The following is an 18,558-nucleotide window of genomic DNA, read 5'->3' on the forward strand; positions in this document are numbered from 1 at the left end:
CGCTTGTTAGAGGGCACAACTCTTTCGCCCCGATCAAGCCATGACCACAAACAACCTCTCGCAGCGAAATGCTCGCATCCGTCAACACCTGGAGCTCGTGCGACCGATCGCGTTGCGGTTTGCCCAACGCACTGGCCATGACGCTGACGATCTGCTCCAGGTCGGAATGCTGGGATTGATCAAAGCAGCACAGCGATTTCGGAACATGGAGGGGGTCCGTTTCTCAACGTTTGCAAAGCCTCACATCCGAGGCGCAATCCTGCACTACCTGCGTGATCACGTCGGACTTGTTCGACTTCCGCGTCGTGTCCAGGAGGAGGCTCAAGGCTTGATCCGTCGTACGGAAATGCTGAATTCAGCCGTTAGTTCTGATCAGGAATCGTTGCTTCTGGATTACAGAAACAAAAATCGCTGGGTTCCTCTGACAGACGAACTGCATGGAGAGGAACCCAACAACCTCGAGTTTGTGCAACAGCGTGAACGAGCTTCAGCTGTTCGGCATGCCCTCTCTGGATTGCCAGATCGGGAAAAGGAGGCGGTTCAGCACGTCATCCTCGAGGGGAGAAGTTTGAGACAGGCAGCAAACAGACTCAATACCTCTGCCATGACCGTGCAACGACGCCTGAAGCAGGGCTTACAACGGCTTGCTCCTGCGTTGGCGTCGTATCAACCAGCTGCATGAGAATCACGTTCGATTTGTTGTTCGAGCGTGCTGATTGCTGCATTGATGGCTGACAGCTGGCGTTCCAGACCATCGCGCCAGAACGTGAGCATGGCCATTTTGCGCTTCTGATGATGCTGTTTACGGCTATTGAGATCGCCAGTTTCGGAGCAGCAGAAGGGAGGAAGCATGAAGATGGGATCCAAGAATCCAATCCTGGCGAATTCTTCGTACCGCTGCGTCAGCTGGTGGTTTTGCTTGGCGCATTGAAAGGCGGCGATTAGGTTTGGAACTTGAAAGGGATTTCAAATCCAGTCGTCCGCAGCGACAGACCCACAGCCGCTCATGACGCGCAGCAGAGTCCCAATTCTGGTCCTGGCTGGAGTCTCGGTTGTTGCCGCCGAGATGGTGATCGCCCCCACAGCGTCGGCCTACGTCGCGCTGATGGCTGGTCAACGTGCGAGAGCTCTCAACGGCAACTTCAATAACGTTCCTGTCCTTCATTCCAATCAGCCGGAAATCGTCACTGGACCAGGAATCCTCGTGAATACCGCTGCAGGATCAGCAATTGCTGCAGAAACCAAGCGCCCCCTTAGAAATCCTGGTTACACCTTCAATGGTGAGTTTGGGGTGCATATGCACCACAAGTACTACCCAGACGACCGCAGCAAACTGGGTGGACGTCGGGCGCGGGGCCTGCTCACCCTGGCTCTGATTGCCAGCAACCCTGGTGGAAGCCCCGTCACCTTGAAATTTGACCGGGGTTCAGTCAAGAACAGCTTTCAGGCTCCCTATCACCCCAACAACCTCATGGGGGTGAAGCCCCTTGGGAAGCGTCCCTGGAACACCGGTCCCGGTGACGCTACGGCTGTTCAGATGCTTCGTAATGAGTTGGATCGTCAGCTCCCATCCAGTGTTGTCATCCCGCCCGGTGGACGGAAAGTTGTGGTGAGCACCGTGCTCCCTGCGCGCGGCATCGCCAATGGATTGTTGCGTGGCCGAAGTGATGGGCCCTTCTCCCTAGCGGTGGTTGCAGCGGAGGAAACCAAGAATGAAGCCGAACTTTTTTCGGTTCTTAATGCTGGACGACTGGCTCCAGGACGGATCTATTTAAACCGAATCCGTGAAATCCAGATGGGGCGTGTGTTTTCAAGAGTGGCTGGGGTGGCTCTTGGCGATGCGTATCGCGCCTCGATCAGCCACGATCTGCAGCAAGGTGCACTGCATGTGCCGTTGACCAGCACTGCACGACACAATTTCGGCACCCGTGATGTTCAGGTAAATCAGCTGGCTACACGCATGGTGGATTCAGCGTTGAACAACATCGGGACCTATGGCGTTCGTTACGACGTCACTCTCAACCTTGTCGGCTCTGGTGCGCACCAACTGGTTATGAGTCATCCTGTGGTGTCAGGAAAGAAGACCTTCACCGCTTTTCGAGGTTCGATCAGGATTGAAACTAAGGAGGGCTACCGCGAGGTACATGTTGGACTCCGCTCCGGTGAAAGCCTGGCATTAACCGATTTGAATCTGGTCCCTGGGCAGACCAATGCCGTCAAAGTGAGTCTGGTCTACCCAGCTGATGCCACCCCTGGACATCTCCTCAGCGTGGTTCCCGTTCAGCAGTTGGCAATGCTGCACCGCAGAAAAGAGCAGCAACGAGAAGCGCGCGAGCGCCTGGATCAACAGAAGGATCGCACGGTGCAACCCAAGACGCCGCCGCCGCCGATCAAGTCCGTTCCTGCATTAACTATCGCTCCGCCCGCTGCGGGCACGTCCACGATGCGGACAACACCACCGCCACCGCTGCTGCCCGTCATTCCCCAGCAGAACCAAGGTTATGACAATGCCATTCGTCGGCAACAAGAGTGGTTACGTCAGTTGCAAGGTCGATAATCTGCTGGCAGCGACGCAGTCCGATTGTCAGGCGAGGGCTCTAAAAAACGTCAGACATCGCTGACTCTGTCGGATGACCTGATCAGCGCGTTGGATGGCCTAAAGCCTGAATACGGTGTCCGTTCCCGTGGAGCGGTCATTGAGCATCTGTTGAGATATCTGCTTGAACCTGAGGAGGATGACAGTGACGAACAGCCTGAATCGGATCCGGTCTCCGTCAATCCCCAGGCAAGTGTCCATGAAGCCAGCAGCCTGGTTCTGATCAAGACGAAAGACAGTCGATCCGCTGAGGCCTCCGATCCTTCCGCATCACTGCCTGCGGGCCCTAGCGCAGACTCAGGAGGGGGGATCGATCTGCCCGGCTTCGTGCGTCGTCGCAGCAAAACGCTCAAACAGACTCTTCAAGCAGGATCATCTGTTCAAGCGTCGGAATCTGATCCGGTGGTTTCGGTGGTGTGTCATCAGGACCTTGTAGAAGCTGAACGTGCAGCCGACGCTCACTGGACTTCGCTCTACGGTCAACAACCCGGCAACACGGTTGTGGAGGCAGCGATCACCTGGCTTTCGCGGGATCTGTGGCCCAGCGTGGAGGCCAGTGAAGGGGAACCCTTCACGTGGACCGGAGCGAATTCGGCTGTTCAGCGACTCTGCTCGGAGTGGGGAATGGATCAGCCCAGTCTCGGTCGCGTGATGGTGGTTGCAGGAACGCTTGAGGATCCGTTTGCCACGAGCACCCTGGCCGAACGGATGCCAACGATGGTTCGACGGTTCGTGAATCGGTTCCGCCGCAGCAAGAAAGTCACCTCGTTTGAGACGCTTGAATCCACCATGACCGTGTTGGGCGCTCTGAAATTGTTAGGGATTTCCACCCAGCCAGGTGCTGAGGTGACCCTGAAATCCATCAAGGATGCATTTAAAACAGCTGCAAAAAATGCTCATCCTGATACTGGTGGTTCTCAGGAATCAATGCGTCGCGTCTCTGAGGCTTACCAATTGCTGAGCGGGGTGTACCGCCAGGGTTAATTCATTGGTCTCAGGCGAGACGCAGGCCAGGTCTCATCTTGCGTCTTGCATTGTTCAGTTGACTTGCATGTTGTTCTGTCCTGATCTTCCGACTTCATCGGCAAGGCTCTCGAAACTCACAAGCGTCTGTTGCTGCTTCAAGTCGCATTGAAACCGGATGAGACCTTAATTAAGTCTTTTTTTGCGTCTCATCCTGGGCGTGTGATTGTTTTGTTCGAATTGCTGTGTGGTGCTGTGGCTCCGCACAATTAACCATGCACTCAGCGCCAAGAGGGCGACACAGGTACAGAGGGTCAGCATCTCGGTGGTATTTTCCACCGGGAAGCCAATCATTTTCTTGAACGCTGAGACGATCAAGGCCACCACAATCACGTTGGTGAGGTTGTGTTTGAGGCTTTCAAGGCTTCCGACGGAAAGAAGATTGCGGTGTTGCTCCAGCTCCCCTTCATGGCGTGGATCAATGTCAGAGATCACGAGTTCGTAAATGCCGTAGCCAAAAATCAATAAGGCGATGCCGATGACGAAATAATCCACTCCACCAACGATTTGGGCGACACTTTTCTCGAGGGCGGTCTCATGTGCCTGGGCCGATGTGTGGAAGAGCAATTCATCGAGGGCCTGCAGGATTTCCCGCGCCCCGACGAGGAAACATCCAACACTCCCCATCAGACTGAGCAGAACTGGAACAATGCTGACCAGGCGAAAACGCCAGATCAGCCGTTCGAAGCGTCGCTCAAGGACGCTGTTGCTTGGCATGGAGTGGAATCAGATGTTTCGACCGTAAACCGAGGCATGGGAGATTCTGTCTTGCAAGTCTCGGCTGGCTCCAGGCTTAAGACCTAGAATTAGTCTCATACGAGACACTTGCACCATTCTCTTTTGTTGTTGGGGGCGATTTGCTGATGCCTCTTGATTGTTTGCCTTGATTGGCTCCCAGGCAGAGGCGGATCGATGGAAGATTCTTAGAGAGCTTGGCCTAGTCTTATGACTAGAATTGTTTTCGGTCTAATTTGCGATTTTTTAGAATATTAAATTGGCAATTTTTGATGTTTTTAATTGTGGGAAGCGCGTGTGGGGGGTGGGGGTTCGGCTTCCGTTTTGTCAGCATCAAATCAGTTAAAAAGCAGGATTGCGCTGTCCAGGTCCAGTCCAGAAGCATGGCATTGCAGTTGGACGACAGTCCTGGAAATGATTCTGCCCTTTGCGTACCTGTCTTAAACACAGGTACGCAACTTTATTGAAGCCTTCGATCGCTTTGTCTTGCTAGTCTTATCTGAATCTATTGATGTGTCTCATTTTGGTTCATGCGTGAGGCATCTGGGAAGGATTTCGCGGCTTGGTGTTGATTGAAAGCGGTGAGCCGATGCAGTTCATGATTTCAAGCTCCACAAACGGTGATCGGCTGATTGAGGCGATGTCGTACAAGAATTTGCAGCAAAGGCATCGGTTCGCGCGGCAAGCAGCCATCGTTCAGAAGTTTTTCTAGCTCCTCTGCTCGTTCCAGAACAGCGAGGAACGCTCGCCTGTGATCCTCTGGCTTCAGGTTGGATACATAAACTTCAGCCCGAGCGTTGTGCATCAATGTGGCGTCTTTTTTGAGGCCTAATCCTTGTCGAAAAAGTTTGGCGCTATACATGCCAAGCCCGGCAAGCATGCCCACCGCATCGGCCAGCAGTTCGTCGAAGAGATTGATGCGCATTTCTCCCACCAGTCGCTGGCATGCAATGTGGGTGAGTTCATGGGCTAGTCGCCATTGTTGCGATTGCTCAATCCATGTCGCCGCATCTGGTTCACCAGGAACCTGGTCTGCAGGGATGGAGCTGTAAGGGGCTCGATGTAGGAGCAGAATCTGGCAGCGACACTTGGAGTCGATTTCTCTTATCAAGCCCCAGTGGGGCAAGCCGCTAATGGCCTGGGAGTGAACCGTTGCTGGCAGATTGACGTCCTCACAACGGAAGGCCAGGCATCGCAGGGCCAACTTGAAATCGTCCTGCTTGTTGAAGCTGAGGACGGGCACCGTCCCCCAGGGTTGACTTGCCAGAAACATGTTGAATCCTCTGGGGTCTGCCAGCAGGGGGGCACATTCCCGATCGGCTGTATTTGGTTGTTTGCCTTGCAAGACAAGCCTCTTGTACCTCTCAGTTCGTCGCGTGTTGCGACCAGGTTGGATCCTGAGTTGAGGCAAATGTTTTTGAAGCTTCGACCAGCGCTGTTGTACCGGTGTTTGCTCCATCCATTTGACCCACCAGGTTTCGCGTCGATCGAGAGGGAGTGGAAGGGATGGCCAGGTTGTGTCTGCCCCCTTAAAACCTTTGCAATAAGAATCGAAGTTTTGATTCGACAAAACGATGTCCCCTGTCGCAGACCGCGCTCTCAGAGTTGTAGATCAGCGTTAGGCCATCCATCGTGCAACGAGCAACCAGAGACGTGCAGAAGTGTGGTCATAGTCTCTGGCAAGACTCGAAGTAAGACCAAGAGTGAGCCCTGCCTGGGTCAATGGATTCAAATTGACTTGCTTTTGCCGATTTGTTTAACGACGGGAAGCAAGGCCCTAGAAGCAATCCGATCAAGGGTCTTGCTTGAGACGCTGGATTGGACTCTTTAAGCGTCTCAATTGAGACGTTTGGTCAGGTGGGGGTCTGCATTCCTCGGATCAGGAAATCAAAGTACGGCGATGCCACTTTCACCTGTTGGTCGGAGAGAAGGGCAAGAGCAGCTGTTTTCATCGCCTTCATCGCTTCGACCATCCCAGGCATCGGGACGCCGAGGCTGTTGTACATCTCGCGAGCACCGATCAGACCGATGTCCTGGATCATCTCGGTGCTGCCTGCCAGAACTCCGTAGGTCACCAATCGGAGGTACCAGCTGTAATCGCGGAGGCATTGAGCCCTCTGTCGTTGTCCGTAGGCGTTGCCACCCGGAGCGACGTATTCAGGCTTGCGACTGAACAACTGCTTTGCGGATTCATCGATGATCTTCTTTTCGTTCTCCGTCAGCACCTTCACAACGGAGACACGCATGGCACCCTGATCGAGGAAATCGACCATGGTGCGAAGTTCACCACTGGTGGGATACCGCAGATCATCATCGGCCTGAAGGATGAGATCCCGGACGACACTCATGGAACTGGGCAGGCTTTGACGACTGTAGTGCTCATATGGGGTGGAGCCGCTTTGAGTAGCACCTGCTGTTACGCCATTGCAATGCCGAGACGGCGAATCCATGACCTCGATCACGTCAGCGACCGACGCGGCACCAAGACCAGGCCGGCTGATCGAGGTGGAAGCCGTGGATCTCGATCGAGATGGTCGCGGCTTAGCCCGATGGATGGGTTGGGTGATCGTTGTTCCGGATCTGCTCCCTGGCGAAAAGGCTCAGGTTCAGCTTCAGCAGCGTCAACGTTCGCGCTGGTTGAGCCGTCGCGTTCGTCTGATCAACCCCTCGGATGCCCGTCGCCGGCCGCCTTGCATCCTCGCGGCTGACTGCGGAGGCTGCACACTTCAGCATCTGGACGACCCGTCTCAGGCGCGATGGAAACATGCTTCCCTCGCTGAGACACTGCGCCGTCTCGGCCAGATCTGCACCGATCCGGAGCCCGTTCTCAGCGATCTGCATCGGTCGTTCGGGTACAGGAATCGGGCCCTAATCCCGCTCAATCGCGCAGCTGATGGTCGCCTGCGTCTCGGTTATTTCAAACGCGGAAGCCATCGCATCGTCAACCTGAATCGTTGTCCTGTCCTCGATCCGCGCCTCGATGCGCTGATTCAGCCACTCAAAAACGATTTGCAGGCCACCGGATGGCCCGCTGACCATGACTTGCAGACGGGCACTGGACTGCGGCACTTGGGTCTGCGGTTGGCCCATCATTCCGGTGAGCTGTTGATCACACTGGTTAGCAGCCATGAGGCTCTACCGGGTCTGAAGTCTCTCGCTGACCGATGGATGGCCCGATGGTCGGAGCTCCGCGGCGTGACACTCAACCTGCAGCCCAAACGGAGCAACCTGATTCTCGGGACGGAAACGCGGCTGGTCGCAGGATGCGAGACGGTTGAGGAACGCATTTGCGGTCAACGGCTCCAGCTGGCCACAACAACCTTCTTCCAGGTCAACACACTTCAGGCTGAGGCGATCGTGACCGTCTTGCGCCAGTGGTTTCTGCAGACCATTGGCAGCGGAAGGCTGGTCGATGCTTACTGCGGCGTCGGCACCATCAGTCTTCCCTTGGCTGCGGTTGGGTTTGATGTGTTGGGCATCGAACTGCATGCCTCTTCCGTCGATCAGGCTGTGTCCAATGCTGCGTTGAACGGTTTGGCCCAACGCTGTCGTTTCATCGCGGGAGACGTCGCCGATCAACTGGCGCAGGCGTTGCCAGGCACAGACGCTCTTGTCCTGGATCCGCCTCGGCGTGGACTGGACCAACGCGTCGTGGAGACCATTCTGGGCAGCCCTCCTCCCTTTCTGGCGTATCTCAGTTGCGATCCCGCAACCCAGGCAAGGGACCTCAAGGCCCTGATGGGCCCAGAGGGTGCTTACCGGTTGCATCGCCTTCAGCCGGTGGATTTTTTTCCTCAGACCACCCATCTGGAGTCACTGGCTCTGCTGGAGCGAATTAGCTGCGGAGTTCAGCCTTGAACTGCTTCACAAGCGCCGTCCTCACCTTGTCATGAACAGGTTGGACGTCCTCATCCTTAAGGGTGCTTTCGCCGCGGTAGCGGAGACGAAAGGCCTGACTGACTTTGTTCTCCCCCAGTTGTGCCCCTTCAAAGCGATCCAGCAGATCGACGTGCTCGAGCAGTGGTTTACCGGCTTTGCGGATTGCCTGCATCAACAAAGCTGAAGGACAGTTGCGGTCGACGACGACAGCCAGATCCCGTTCACTGGCAGGAACTGTCGCAAAAGGTTTGAACGCTGGGATCCAGCGGTTGCTCCGTGTTGCCGCCTCCAGCAACCGTTGAAAATCGAGCTCAAACAGATAGGTGGCTTCGGGGAGATCTCGCTGTTCGGCAATGGAGGGGTGCAACTGACCGAAAGAGCCGAGAGGACGGCCTTCGAGCACAAGGGTTGCAGCCCTGCCTGGGTGCAGCCGCTCATCATCATTGAGGACACGATCGCTGATCTCCAGATGCAGTCCTTGCATCACTTGGGTCAGGCAGCCACGGGCGTCGTAATAGGTTGGCAGCGCTGGTTTTCCACTGCTCGTCCAACGCTCCAGTCGACGTTCGGCGCAGATCATTCCCGACAGAACGGCATGCTGCGTTACGGCTGAAGATGTTCCCGCGTAGGTCTGGCCAATTTCAAAAATCCAGCAGCCGGGGCGTGAAGCCTGAATATTGCGGGCACAGATCTGGAGGTGTTCCTCCCAGAGATTGGTTCGGAGGTGGCTGGTTTCCGCGAGAAGTGGATTGCTGATCGCTATGCGATCCGGATCCTGATCTGAAGCGCCGACAAGGGAGAGCGTTGTGACTTCCTGCAGGCCGCTGGCGCAGAGAAGGCGTCTGAGTTGCCGTTCAGCCTGCTGTTTGGCGGTCAGGGCGCCTGGCTCAAGCGGAGCGGGCAGATGAGCGCCGAACTGATCAAAGCCAGTAAGTCGCGCTACCTCCTCAATCAGGTCAACCTCCCGATGAAGATCCTGGCGCCTGGAGGGTGGTGGCACCACCTGCCAACCTTCATCACATGGAGTGAGCTGGCAGCCCAACGCTGTCAGGGATTGTTCGATGGCCTGGTCGTTGAGTGTCTCTGGTCCCTGCTCGGTGGCGAGCGGCCCGAGCAGTCGCTGAAGCGCGTTCCGGCGAAGCCTGACAGGTGCGAGATCCGTCGGCACGTCTCCACAGACCCAACGTCCCTGTTCCGACCCCTCAAATTCATCGCAGAGCAAGCCGGAAGCCCGCGCTGAGCAGGGAAGGGTGAGATCCACCGGAAGTCCTTTCTCGAAACGGGCACTTGCATCTGTGCGAAGACCCACGGCCCGAGCGGTGTTGCGAACGGAAGCGGGGCTGAACATCGCCGCCTCAAGCCAGATTCGTCGAGTGGATGCAGTAACGGAGCTGGCCAGACTTCCTATCACCCCTGCCAAGGCGATCGGGAGGTCATGGCAGGTGACGAGCTGGCAGCGGTTGGTCAGCTTGAGTTCACGGCCGTCAAGCCCGGTGAAGGCTTCCCCATCACGGGCCAGCCGGACTCCGAAATCATCGGCAGATACTGATTCCCCCGTCAATGATTCGAGGGCATCGGCATCGAAGGCGTGTAGGGGCTGCCCTTGCTCGAGCATCACCAGATTGGTGATGTCCACAACAGCATTGACACTGTTAACTCCTGCTCGCTCCAGGGTTTGTCTGGTTGCTGGCGGTGAAGGCCTGGATCCGTCAACGCCTTCAATCAAGGTCAGGCTGTAGAGGCCGCCCTTTCGAATGGTTCTCGCACTCTCCTGATCACAGTTGAGTCCGTCGTGCGAAGGCCTCATGTTTAGCTCAGGCAGGGTGAGCGTTCCCCCCGTTAAGGCGGCGACCTCCCGAGCGATTCCGACCATCGACAGGCCATCGGGCCGGTTGGCGGTGATGGCCAGTTCCAACACCGCATCGTCCAGTCCCAGCATGGCTGCGACAGGCGTCCCAAGCTCCGGCATGGTCTCGGTCATCGTGTTGAGTTCGGCGATGCCTTCGGAATCGTTGGCGAGGCCGAGTTCGGACAAGGAACAGATCATTCCTTCGCTGGCCACGCCCCGGAGAGCGCCGGCCTTGATGGTGAGTCCGACAGCCGAAAGAACAGCGCCCACCGTTGCCACTGGGACATGCAGGCCGCTTCTGACGTTGGGGGCACCGCAGACGATCTGGAGCGGTGTTCCATCTCCAACATCCACCTTGCAGACGCTCAGCTTGTCCGCATCCGGATGTCTGTTTCTCTCCTGGACATATCCCACAACCACCCCCTGGGCCCGGCTGTTCAGATCGTCGACCTCCTCAACCTCGAAGCCCGCCATGGACAGCTGGTCGGCAAGCGTGTCCACATCGCTATCCAGCTGCACCAGTCTCTTCAGCCAGGAGAGGGACACCCGCATGGGTTGGTCGCGTTAAAAACAGGAGATCTTACGAACATCCATCGCACCCAAGTGCGTTTGCGGGAGCAATCTGCTCCAGAAGGTAAGATTGTTGTTTGTCAATTCGCTTCGCAACTGCGGCGCTACGTCCTTCATGGCTAAGAACAAGGGCGTCCGGATCGTTGTCACACTTGAGTGCACCGAATGCCGGTCCGTTCCCGCTTCCGAAAAACGCTCTCCCGGTGTGTCTCGTTACACCACTGAGAAGAACCGTCGGAACACCACTGAAAGGTTGGAACTGATGAAGTTCTGCCCACAGCTCAACAAGATGACTCTTCACAAAGAGATCAAGTGAGCCGTCACTGAATTCAGCCGACCAACCCTTTCTAAGCATTATGTCCAGCTCCTTTTTCAAGAAGCGCCTTTCTCCGATCAAGCCCGGGGATCCCATCGATTACAAGGATGTCGATCTCCTCAAGAAGTTCATTACCGAACGCGGCAAGATTCTTCCCCGTCGCCTGACCGGTCTCACCGCCAAACAACAGCGGGATCTCACCAACGCCGTGAAACGTGCTCGCATCGTTGCACTGCTTCCCTTTGTGAACCCCGAAGGCTGATCGGAACTTCTCAGAAATCTGGTTTCAACCCCCAGGATGTCGTAGGTGTTGTTCTGAAGGGACAGCCAATCCTTGGCAAAGTCAAATCCGTCAAGGGCAACCGGGTTGTCGTCGGTTTTGCCGGCTCCCGTCAGGACCAGGATGTTCCCGCAAGGGAGCTTTACCATTTTGCAGCGCTGAGTGATGACACCAAAGGCGATGTCTTGCCTGCGGTGGAAGTGCTTCAGGCCTACGCATTACCCGAACGTGATCTGGCAGCTGCCTGGTGGCTTTTCGCCTCAGACCTGAAGGCCTCTGCAACCCCAGATGAAAGTCCTGTCCTCTCTGTGGAGGATCTTGCTGAGCTCCTGCTCGATCAGGTTGGTTTGGTCGAGCTTGCGGCGCTATGGCGTTGGCTGCATGGGGAGCAGCAATGGTTCCGCTTGCGTCGTGACAAAACAGTTCAGCCTCGCAATCGCAACGACATTCGCCGTGATCGACAGAAGCAGCGGCACGCTCAACTGGCCAAGCAGGCAGCTCAGCACCAGCTTGACCTTCTTGCTAACGAAGGCCCGATCAGTGTCGATCGCTTGGCACAGCTGACGCCCCGGTGGCGGCAGACCCTGGAGCAGTGTCTTGATCTGGCGTGTCTTGACGACGCCAGCATTCGAGCCGATACGGAGATTCAGGACGATCTCAAGGCACTGGGGATTCGTCCGGAGCGTGGTGCTCTGCGTCAGTGGCTGATCAAGCGAGCCTTGTTGGACCCCCATCAACCCGCCGGGTTGCGAGGCAGCGTCTGGTCCGCAGGCTTTTCAGATGACCTCTGTGCTGAAGCAGACCGGTTGATTGAACACTCATTGCAGCTCTGCGACGGCGATGGGCTGCGCCTGGATCTGACTGGTCACAGCGTCTACACCGTCGATGACGCCGATACCAGGGAAATCGACGATGGCCTGTCGCTGGAAGTCGCCAACGATGGCCTCTGGATCTGGATTCACATCGCTGACCCTGCGCGGTTGATCGCCCCAGGCAGCCCGCTGGATGTCGAAGCCAGACGACGTGCCACAAGCCTTTACCTGGCTGATGGAACCCAACCGATGCTGCCGATGGCGCTCGCTGCGGGTGTGCTCAGCCTTCGGGCAGGTCACCGATGCGCTGCCCTGAGTGTTGCTGTTCGCCTCGATGATCACGGCGCCATCGCGGACCAGCGCCTGGAACGCACCTGGATCAAGCCTCGCTATGGACTGACCTACGAGGATGCCGACGACTTGATCGAGCTTGCCCCGCCTGGGGATGACGCGCTCTCTCGTCTGGCGTCCTTGCTTCAACATCGACAACGCTGGCGGGAATCCCAGGGGGCGTTGCTTTTTGATCGTTCTGAAGGACGCCTTCGGCGCAAGGACGACCAGCTGGACATTCAGATCATCGACCCGTGTCCGTCCCGCCTGATGGTGAGTGAGGCCATGTTGTTGATGGGGGCTGCTGTTGCTGAATTCGGCCGTGATTCCGATCTGCCGCTCCCCTTTCGGAGCCAGGCGCCGGCAGAACTTCCTTCAGCGGAGGAATTGCAGCGGATTCCTGAAGGACCAGCTCGGGACACCGCGGTTAAACGCTGTCTGAGTCGCGGTGTGCAGGGCACCACCCCCATGGCCCACTTCAGTCTTGGTCTCTCTGCTTATGTGCAGGCCACCTCACCAATCCGCCGCTATGCCGATCTGCTTGTGCACAGACAACTGATTGCCTGTTTGGACGAGACGCCAGCCATGACGGAAAGTCAGCTGAGTGAATGCATCAGCGATCTCGAGAATCCTTTGCGGCAATCGATTCAGATCAGTCGCGAAGATCAACGCCACTGGCAACGAATCTGGTTTTCTGAGCGCATGGACCAGCTCTGGTCGACGCAGTTTCTGCGTTGGTTACGCCCTCAGGATCGTCTTGCCCTCGTTCACGTGGATGCCATGGCGATGGCCCTTGTCGGGATTCTCGAAGAGGCTGATCCGATTGCCGGCGACGCCTTGTCCCTGCGTGTCATCGCCGATGGGGATGAGTCAGAGCAATTGCGCTTGATTGTCAGCTGAGAATCCGAAGCACCCGCAGCCACGGTCCCCAGGGATTGTGAGCAGCCAGGAGAGTGAGGGCTTGGCCGTCTCGGGTGTCCTGGAGTGAAGCCTGGACTCCCGGTTCGAGCGTGATCAAGGGGAGTGAAGCTTTCGTTGTATCGAGTGTCCAACTGCCCTCGGCAGTTGTGCGTAGCCGTCCCTTCACTGTCTCTGCGCGCGGCGAAGATGGCCCCTGATCTGGTGCTGGGAGCCTCAGTCCGGCCGCCAGTTCATGACTAATTTCCCCTTCATCCGTCAGCCCTTCTGGATCTCTGCAGGCCCGCAGTTGAGCGTCTCGCCAATCGGCATGCCAGGTGGGCCAGCTCCAAATCGGCATCACGGCGGCGGGCGCCTGCGGCTCCTGAATCAACGCCTCCTGAAGTGGTCGGATCGGCAGATCTGAAACCGCCATGCGCTGATCCACTGCCATGGCAGCAGCCAATCCAGCAGCTTGGCCGATGTTCATGATCAATGGTTGCAGCCGCGTTGCGCCATTGGCCATGTGGCTGACGCTGAAGGCTTTGTCCGCGATCAGAAGGTTGGCGGTGGATGGGCTGATCAGCGCCTTGTAGGGAATGCAAAAGGGGGTGCCGGTCCAACGCCCTCCCCAGCGGCAGCTTTTCGGTGCAAGGGGCCAGTTATCGCCTGGGTAGTGATGGTCATTGACGTAGGTGCCCACAGCGATGCTTGTGCACAGTCCACCTGCATCCAGGGGCAGGGGGCCACGTTTTGCCTGAGGGTGCAGCGGCAGGATGTCGCGTTCCGACACCACCTCCAGCCCTTTCAGTCGCCGGCCCTCACGCCAGTAGGGCATCAAGGCGAGTTCAGGATTCTTGCCTGGGAAGCCCTGGCCTGGCTGCAGCCAACCGCCACTGCAACTCTGCAAGGTGTTCAGAAAAGAGTTGCTGTGGGCTTGCATTTCGGCGTCAAGGTCAGCCCTGCGGTCGGGTTCGGCTGCGATGCAACGCTCCAAACCTTGATGCCAGTCATTGCCATCGATCGGCCAGTTCAGCATCACCAGACCACCGGGAAGGCGGCCGTAGGTGAGCATGCGTTCCAGACCGAATCCATCGAAGCAGTGTTCGAAGGGACCTTGAGGCGGGTGCAGAGGGTGCTCCGGTGCGTGTCCTTGACTGCATTGGCCCATCACAACCCAGGTTGGAGATTGAATCGGTTGGGCCTTGAAGAAAGGGTCCCGCTCCAGCCGGTGCTGCGATGGAGCGCTGGGTTCGTCCCAGACCTCCTGAGCTTCCCAGCCAAAACGAAAGGGAACCTCCGCCAGAGCCATCAGGTCGCCGAGGTCGCTGCCATCGATCAGCACATCAGCCCTCAGTTGGGTTGTGACCCCGTCGCGGCAAACGACCACTGCCTCGATGCGATCTTGGCTTCGCACCACGTCCAGCAGCTGGGTGCTGTTCCACCAACAGAGCTTCGTCTCACGATCCACCCAGTCCTGGAGGACCGCTTCCGCCTGATCGGGTCTGAAACCAAAACAGCTCACCCAGTTCTGGTCAAGGCCTTCGGGAACACGTCGATCCAGCTCCCTGAGCAAGGCCCCCCAAAGACCGCTTTGCCAGCAGCTGAGTTCATGTCCATCAGGAGCGCTGACACCTGCGGCACTGAGCATTCCCCCTAGCCAGATCCCTGGCGTGAGCAGCAGGGTCGCTGCCCCCGATCTGGCGGACTGGAGCGCTGCGGCGATGCCTCCGGATCCACCTCCCCAGACGATGACATCCCATGGCATGAGCCGATCCTTTCCTGACGACCGAGTGGAAATCCTGAAGGTTTCTCTGTTCTGCCGGCCTGATTCTTGACGTGTAAAGAGACAGCCAACGGTTGGGAAGAAAGTTGGTCGTTAGGATCCGGCGTCGCGCGGAGCTGTGGAGAGACCACATTCAGGATGACCTACACACTCACAACTCCGCTGTATTACGTCAATGCCAGTCCACATCTGGGAAGTACGTACACAACAATCGCCTGTGATGCCTTAGCGCGATTTCAGCGGCTGGAAAGCCAGCAGGTGGTCTTCATCACAGGTGTTGATGAGCATGGCCAAAAGATTCAGCGCACAGCGGAAGACCAGGGGGTCGGTCCCCAGGAACACTGTGATCGGATCAGTGCCACTTACCAGGACCTCTGGAGCCGCTGGCAAATCAGTCAGGACCGGTTTGTGCGCACAACGAACCCACGTCATCTGGAACTGGTCCAACAGTTTTACGGCCGCGTTCAGGCCTCCGGAGATGTGATCAAGGGACGGCAGACCGGTTGGTACTGCGTTGGTTGTGAGGAGTACAAAGACGATGCGGCAGATGCTGTCGAGCCGAACTGTCCGATCCATCAACGCCCACTGGAGTGGCGAGATGAGGAGAACCTGTTTTTCCGGCTGTCTCGTTATCAAAAGCAGATTGAGGAGCTCGTTGCCCGAGACGATTTCATCGCTCCGCCAAGCCGTCGCCAGGAAGTGCGCAATTTCGTTGCCCAGGGGCTGCGTGATTTCTCCATTTCAAGAGCGAATGTGACCTGGGGGCTTCCAGTGCCTGATCAGCCCGGTCATACGTTCTACGTCTGGTTTGATGCGTTGCTTGGTTACCTCAGTGCTCTCCTCGACGATGGGGGAACCGTGGATTTGGATCGACTCGTGCAGGCGGGCTGGCCGGCTTCGGTCCACGTGATCGGAAAAGACATCCTGCGATTTCATGCGGTGTACTGGCCAGCGATGTTGCTCTCAGCAGGATTGCCATTGCCGGAGAGGGTTTTCGGTCATGGCTTCCTGACCCGTGAGGGGCAGAAGATGGGCAAATCTCTTGGAAACGTGCTGGATCCACAAACGCTGTTGCAACGTTGTGGTCCCGATGCCGTTCGTTGGTACCTGCTTCGTGACATCCAGTTCGGCGATGACGGTGATTTTCAGCAGCAGCGTTTTGTAGATCTTGTGAACAATGATCTTGCCAACACGATCGGAAACCTTCTCAATCGCACGTCGTCGATGGCGAGAAAGTGGTTCGACGATGCTGTGCCCCCCTGCAGCGATGCTGCTCTCAATGGACATCCTCTCGCTGTGAGGGCTGATGACACCATCCAGCTTGTTCGCGATCGCCTCAATCAGCTTGCCTTCAAACCCGCGGCTGAGGCGATTCTGCAACTGGCGATCGCGGCCAATGGCCATCTGAATGAAACGGCACCTTGGAGTCGCATGAAACAACCCGGCCAGGAATTGGAGGTTGCCGATGATCTTTATGTTGTCCTGGAGGCGGCTCGCGTCGTGGGTGTTCTCCTGGCTCCACTTCTTCCCGATCTGAGTGGCCGAATTCTTTCGCAGCTCGGCTTTCAATCCAGCTCAGGCCCCTGGAGCGATCAGCTTGTCTGGGGAGTGCTCCAATCCGGTTCCGCTCTGCCAAAACCCAGCCCCGTAATGCAGCGTCTCGAGCTGGAGGAACCACTCTGAGATTCATGCTGTCTCCCTCCCCACGTCTGGCTCTGTTCTGCATTGCACTTGCACTTGCACTGACAGCCTGCCGCGATGGTCCACCTCAGCCCGTTGAGGCCCCCCGACCGTTTGTGCTGCGCGCCCTTGATCTCAATCAGCGTCATCCAGATGGAACGAAGGACTGGGATCTGAAGAGTCCAGAGGCCCGTTACGACTTGAACAGCCGCACGGTCCGCGCCCGGCAACCGAGTGGCGTGTTGTATCGCGACAACAAACCTGCTTATCGGATTCGTGCTGATCTGGCGGTTGTTCTCGATGACGGAGCCCTCGTTGTTCTCGAGGGTGGGGTGCGCCTGCAACAACTAAACCAGCGCAAGGTTTTGATCACTGGCGACCGTCTTGTCTGGACCCCATCAAATTCAAAGATGGTGATTGATCAGCGCCCGGGAGCCGTTGATCGCGATTCAAGCCTGATGGTGAACCACCTCACCTTCCATCAGGACAAGGACAAACTCGTTTTTCGTGGCCCAACCCAACTGAAACGGTGGTTGAAAGAACGAAAGCCAGATCTCCCTCCGCAAACTGTCGTTCGCAGTGGCGACGGCTCCTGGAATCTCGAGGATGGAAGGCTTGTGGCCTCTGGGCCGGTCCAGGCTGACCAGGATGATGGTCAGGTCGTGACGGCCTCCAGGATTGCCGGCAATACTCGTAATGGCTACATCGATCTGTTTGCTCCTGTGCGGATGACCCTGAGCGAGGGGAAGGGTCAAATTTCAGCCGGAACAACACGATGGAATTACGTGAAGCAGCAACTCAAATCCGATTCGCCCTTTGAAGCTGCGTTGAAGAAGGGTCGGGCGACTGGAACCGGCTTCGTCGTGAATCAGTTGAACAGCAACGTGATTGTTCCTGAGGACTGTTTCATTGAGCAGCCCGGCGAACAGCTGAAGGCCCGACGATGCAGCTGGAACTGGAGCAACGACCAGGTTATTGCCGATGGTGATGTAACTCTTCGCCGCGATGCTTTTAATCAAACAACCCAAGCTGGTCGGTTGGAGGGTCGGATCGGAGAGAACGGAGCACTCAGTTTTGGAACACCCGGCCAACGAGTGCAGTCAAGAATCAAGCTGGAGGAGAATTCAACCGGGGAGAAGCGGGATCAGCCTCGAGTGTCGTTCTGAGACGTTCGCTCCATCCCTGAAGCCAAAGCTCATCGGATCGACTGAAGCATCGTTCGGACCAGCCGCCGATGATCACGAGTCCCATCGATCCTGCCGGACAGACGATGACTGAAGGGAGATCCGGTAGGACTGGATCAAATTCCACTCGACCAGGGAAAAGTCCTGTATTGACTAATGAAATGAGCTTCTGCTGATCCAGAACTCGGCGACTGATCGGTCCTGGTTTGAACTCGCCTGTGCCAAGCAGACCTCGGCGGAGCACAATCTGGCCTTTCCATTGGACAAGAACCGTCGCTGCCGGTGTCGCCGTGAGAAGCATGTGGCTGCCCCAGGCCAGTTCCTGACGCTGGAGTGCGTCCAGATTCTCAGCCAGCTGCAGACCTTGCTCCCCTTTCAACTCCCGCCGTTCAGCACTACGAGGGTTGGCACGTGTCCAGAGGACAGACACCAACATCAGTCCAACTGCGGCTAGTCCGCTGAGCACTTCAGCCCGTTGCAGTTCAGGACTGATCGCCGAGGCCAAGGCGGCGTTCAGGATCGTGAGCACCAGGATCAACAGGGCAACGCCGAGTACAACGCGGGCAGGTCCTGGCATCAGATTTGATGGCTGTCAGATCGGACACATCCTGCTCAAATGTG

The 18,558-nt window shown here is 57.0% G+C and carries 16 protein-coding genes; 10 read left to right on the top strand and 6 right to left on the bottom strand.

Features of this window, described 5'->3' with window-relative positions:
* The first annotated feature begins 40 nt into the window (after nt 1-40).
* From SIB64_RS09840 to SIB64_RS09855, 4 genes are all read left to right on the top strand, one after another.
* Nucleotides 41-682 carry a sigma-70 family RNA polymerase sigma factor gene (locus SIB64_RS09840; RefSeq protein ID WP_413440050.1) on the top strand — a complete coding sequence of 214 codons (642 nt, stop codon included), beginning with the start codon at nt 41-43 and terminating at the stop codon, nt 680-682.
* A gap of 110 nt (nt 683-792) precedes the next feature.
* Nucleotides 793-945: a hypothetical protein gene (locus SIB64_RS09845; RefSeq protein WP_413440051.1), complete on the top strand. Its 153-nt coding sequence runs from the start codon at nt 793-795 to the stop codon at nt 943-945.
* A 61-nt stretch (nt 946-1,006) separates the two neighbouring features.
* Entirely contained in the window at nt 1,007-2,557 is a 1,551-nt protein-coding gene (locus SIB64_RS09850; protein WP_413440052.1) for a DUF3370 family protein, read from the top strand.
* Between the two features lie 24 nt (nt 2,558-2,581).
* Entirely contained in the window at nt 2,582-3,580 is a 999-nt protein-coding gene (locus tag SIB64_RS09855; RefSeq protein ID WP_413440053.1) for a molecular chaperone DnaJ, read from the top strand.
* Between the two features lie 165 nt (nt 3,581-3,745).
* On the opposite strand, the gene SIB64_RS09860 is transcribed toward SIB64_RS09855, so the two are convergent.
* The 3 genes from SIB64_RS09860 to apcD form a co-directional block, all read right to left on the bottom strand.
* The gene (locus SIB64_RS09860; protein ID WP_413440054.1) at nt 3,746-4,336 is read right to left on the bottom strand and encodes a YqhA family protein; all 591 of its coding nucleotides are present in this window, start codon (nt 4,334-4,336) and stop codon (nt 3,746-3,748) included.
* A gap of 622 nt (nt 4,337-4,958) precedes the next feature.
* Entirely contained in the window at nt 4,959-5,924 is a 966-nt protein-coding gene (locus tag SIB64_RS09865) for a DUF7005 family protein (RefSeq protein WP_413440055.1), read from the bottom strand.
* A 283-nt stretch (nt 5,925-6,207) separates the two neighbouring features.
* A complete protein-coding gene (gene apcD / locus SIB64_RS09870; protein ID WP_413442974.1) occupies nt 6,208-6,702 on the bottom strand; it encodes an allophycocyanin subunit alpha-B in 495 nt (164 codons plus the stop codon).
* 109 nt (nt 6,703-6,811) lie between these two features.
* Here apcD and rlmD point away from each other — a divergent pair, with 109 nt between their 5' ends.
* On the top strand, nt 6,812-8,212 hold the full coding sequence (gene rlmD, locus SIB64_RS09875) for a 23S rRNA (uracil(1939)-C(5))-methyltransferase RlmD (protein ID WP_413442975.1): 1,401 nt from the start codon (nt 6,812-6,814) through the stop codon (nt 8,210-8,212).
* On the opposite strand, the gene pheT is transcribed toward rlmD, so the two are convergent.
* On the bottom strand, nt 8,190-10,634 hold the full coding sequence (gene pheT, locus SIB64_RS09880) for a phenylalanine--tRNA ligase subunit beta (RefSeq protein ID WP_413440056.1): 2,445 nt from the start codon (nt 10,632-10,634) through the stop codon (nt 8,190-8,192). The two genes, rlmD and pheT, sit on opposite strands and share 23 nt — an antisense overlap.
* 133 nt (nt 10,635-10,767) lie before the next feature.
* Here pheT and rpmG point away from each other — a divergent pair, with 133 nt between their 5' ends.
* The 3 genes from rpmG (at nt 10,768) to SIB64_RS09895 (ending at nt 13,290) form a co-directional block, all read left to right on the top strand.
* A complete protein-coding gene (gene rpmG / locus SIB64_RS09885; protein ID WP_028952014.1) occupies nt 10,768-10,968 on the top strand; it encodes a 50S ribosomal protein L33 in 201 nt (66 codons plus the stop codon).
* Between the two features lie 40 nt (nt 10,969-11,008).
* Nucleotides 11,009-11,230 carry a 30S ribosomal protein S18 gene (rpsR, locus tag SIB64_RS09890; protein ID WP_006041316.1) on the top strand — a complete coding sequence of 74 codons (222 nt, stop codon included), beginning with the start codon at nt 11,009-11,011 and terminating at the stop codon, nt 11,228-11,230.
* 212 nt (nt 11,231-11,442) lie between these two features.
* The gene (locus tag SIB64_RS09895) at nt 11,443-13,290 is read left to right on the top strand and encodes a ribonuclease catalytic domain-containing protein (protein ID WP_413442976.1); all 1,848 of its coding nucleotides are present in this window, start codon (nt 11,443-11,445) and stop codon (nt 13,288-13,290) included.
* On the opposite strand, the gene SIB64_RS09900 is transcribed toward SIB64_RS09895, so the two are convergent.
* Nucleotides 13,283-15,055 carry an FAD-dependent oxidoreductase gene (locus SIB64_RS09900; RefSeq protein WP_413440057.1) on the bottom strand — a complete coding sequence of 591 codons (1,773 nt, stop codon included), beginning with the start codon at nt 15,053-15,055 and terminating at the stop codon, nt 13,283-13,285. The two genes, SIB64_RS09895 and SIB64_RS09900, sit on opposite strands and share 8 nt — an antisense overlap.
* Nucleotides 15,056-15,211: 156 nt before the next feature.
* Here SIB64_RS09900 and metG point away from each other — a divergent pair, with 156 nt between their 5' ends.
* Nucleotides 15,212-16,756 (top strand): methionine--tRNA ligase, encoded by a 1,545-nt coding sequence (gene metG / locus SIB64_RS09905; protein ID WP_413442977.1) that lies wholly within the window; start codon nt 15,212-15,214, stop codon nt 16,754-16,756.
* Nucleotides 16,757-16,761: 5 nt separating this feature from the next.
* Nucleotides 16,762-17,919 (top strand): LPS export ABC transporter periplasmic protein LptC, encoded by a 1,158-nt coding sequence (gene lptC, locus SIB64_RS09910; protein ID WP_413440058.1) that lies wholly within the window; start codon nt 16,762-16,764, stop codon nt 17,917-17,919.
* Here lptC and SIB64_RS09915 read toward each other — a convergent pair.
* Nucleotides 17,861-18,514, bottom strand: a complete 654-nt coding sequence (locus SIB64_RS09915) for a cofactor assembly of complex C subunit B (RefSeq protein ID WP_413440059.1) — start codon at nt 18,512-18,514, stop codon at nt 17,861-17,863. The two genes, lptC and SIB64_RS09915, sit on opposite strands and share 59 nt — an antisense overlap.
* Nucleotides 18,515-18,558 lie beyond the last annotated feature (44 nt).

Origin of the sequence: Synechococcus sp. MIT S1220, assembly GCF_047303025.1 — a bacterium.
Taxonomy (GTDB): domain Bacteria; phylum Cyanobacteriota; class Cyanobacteriia; order PCC-6307; family Cyanobiaceae; genus Parasynechococcus.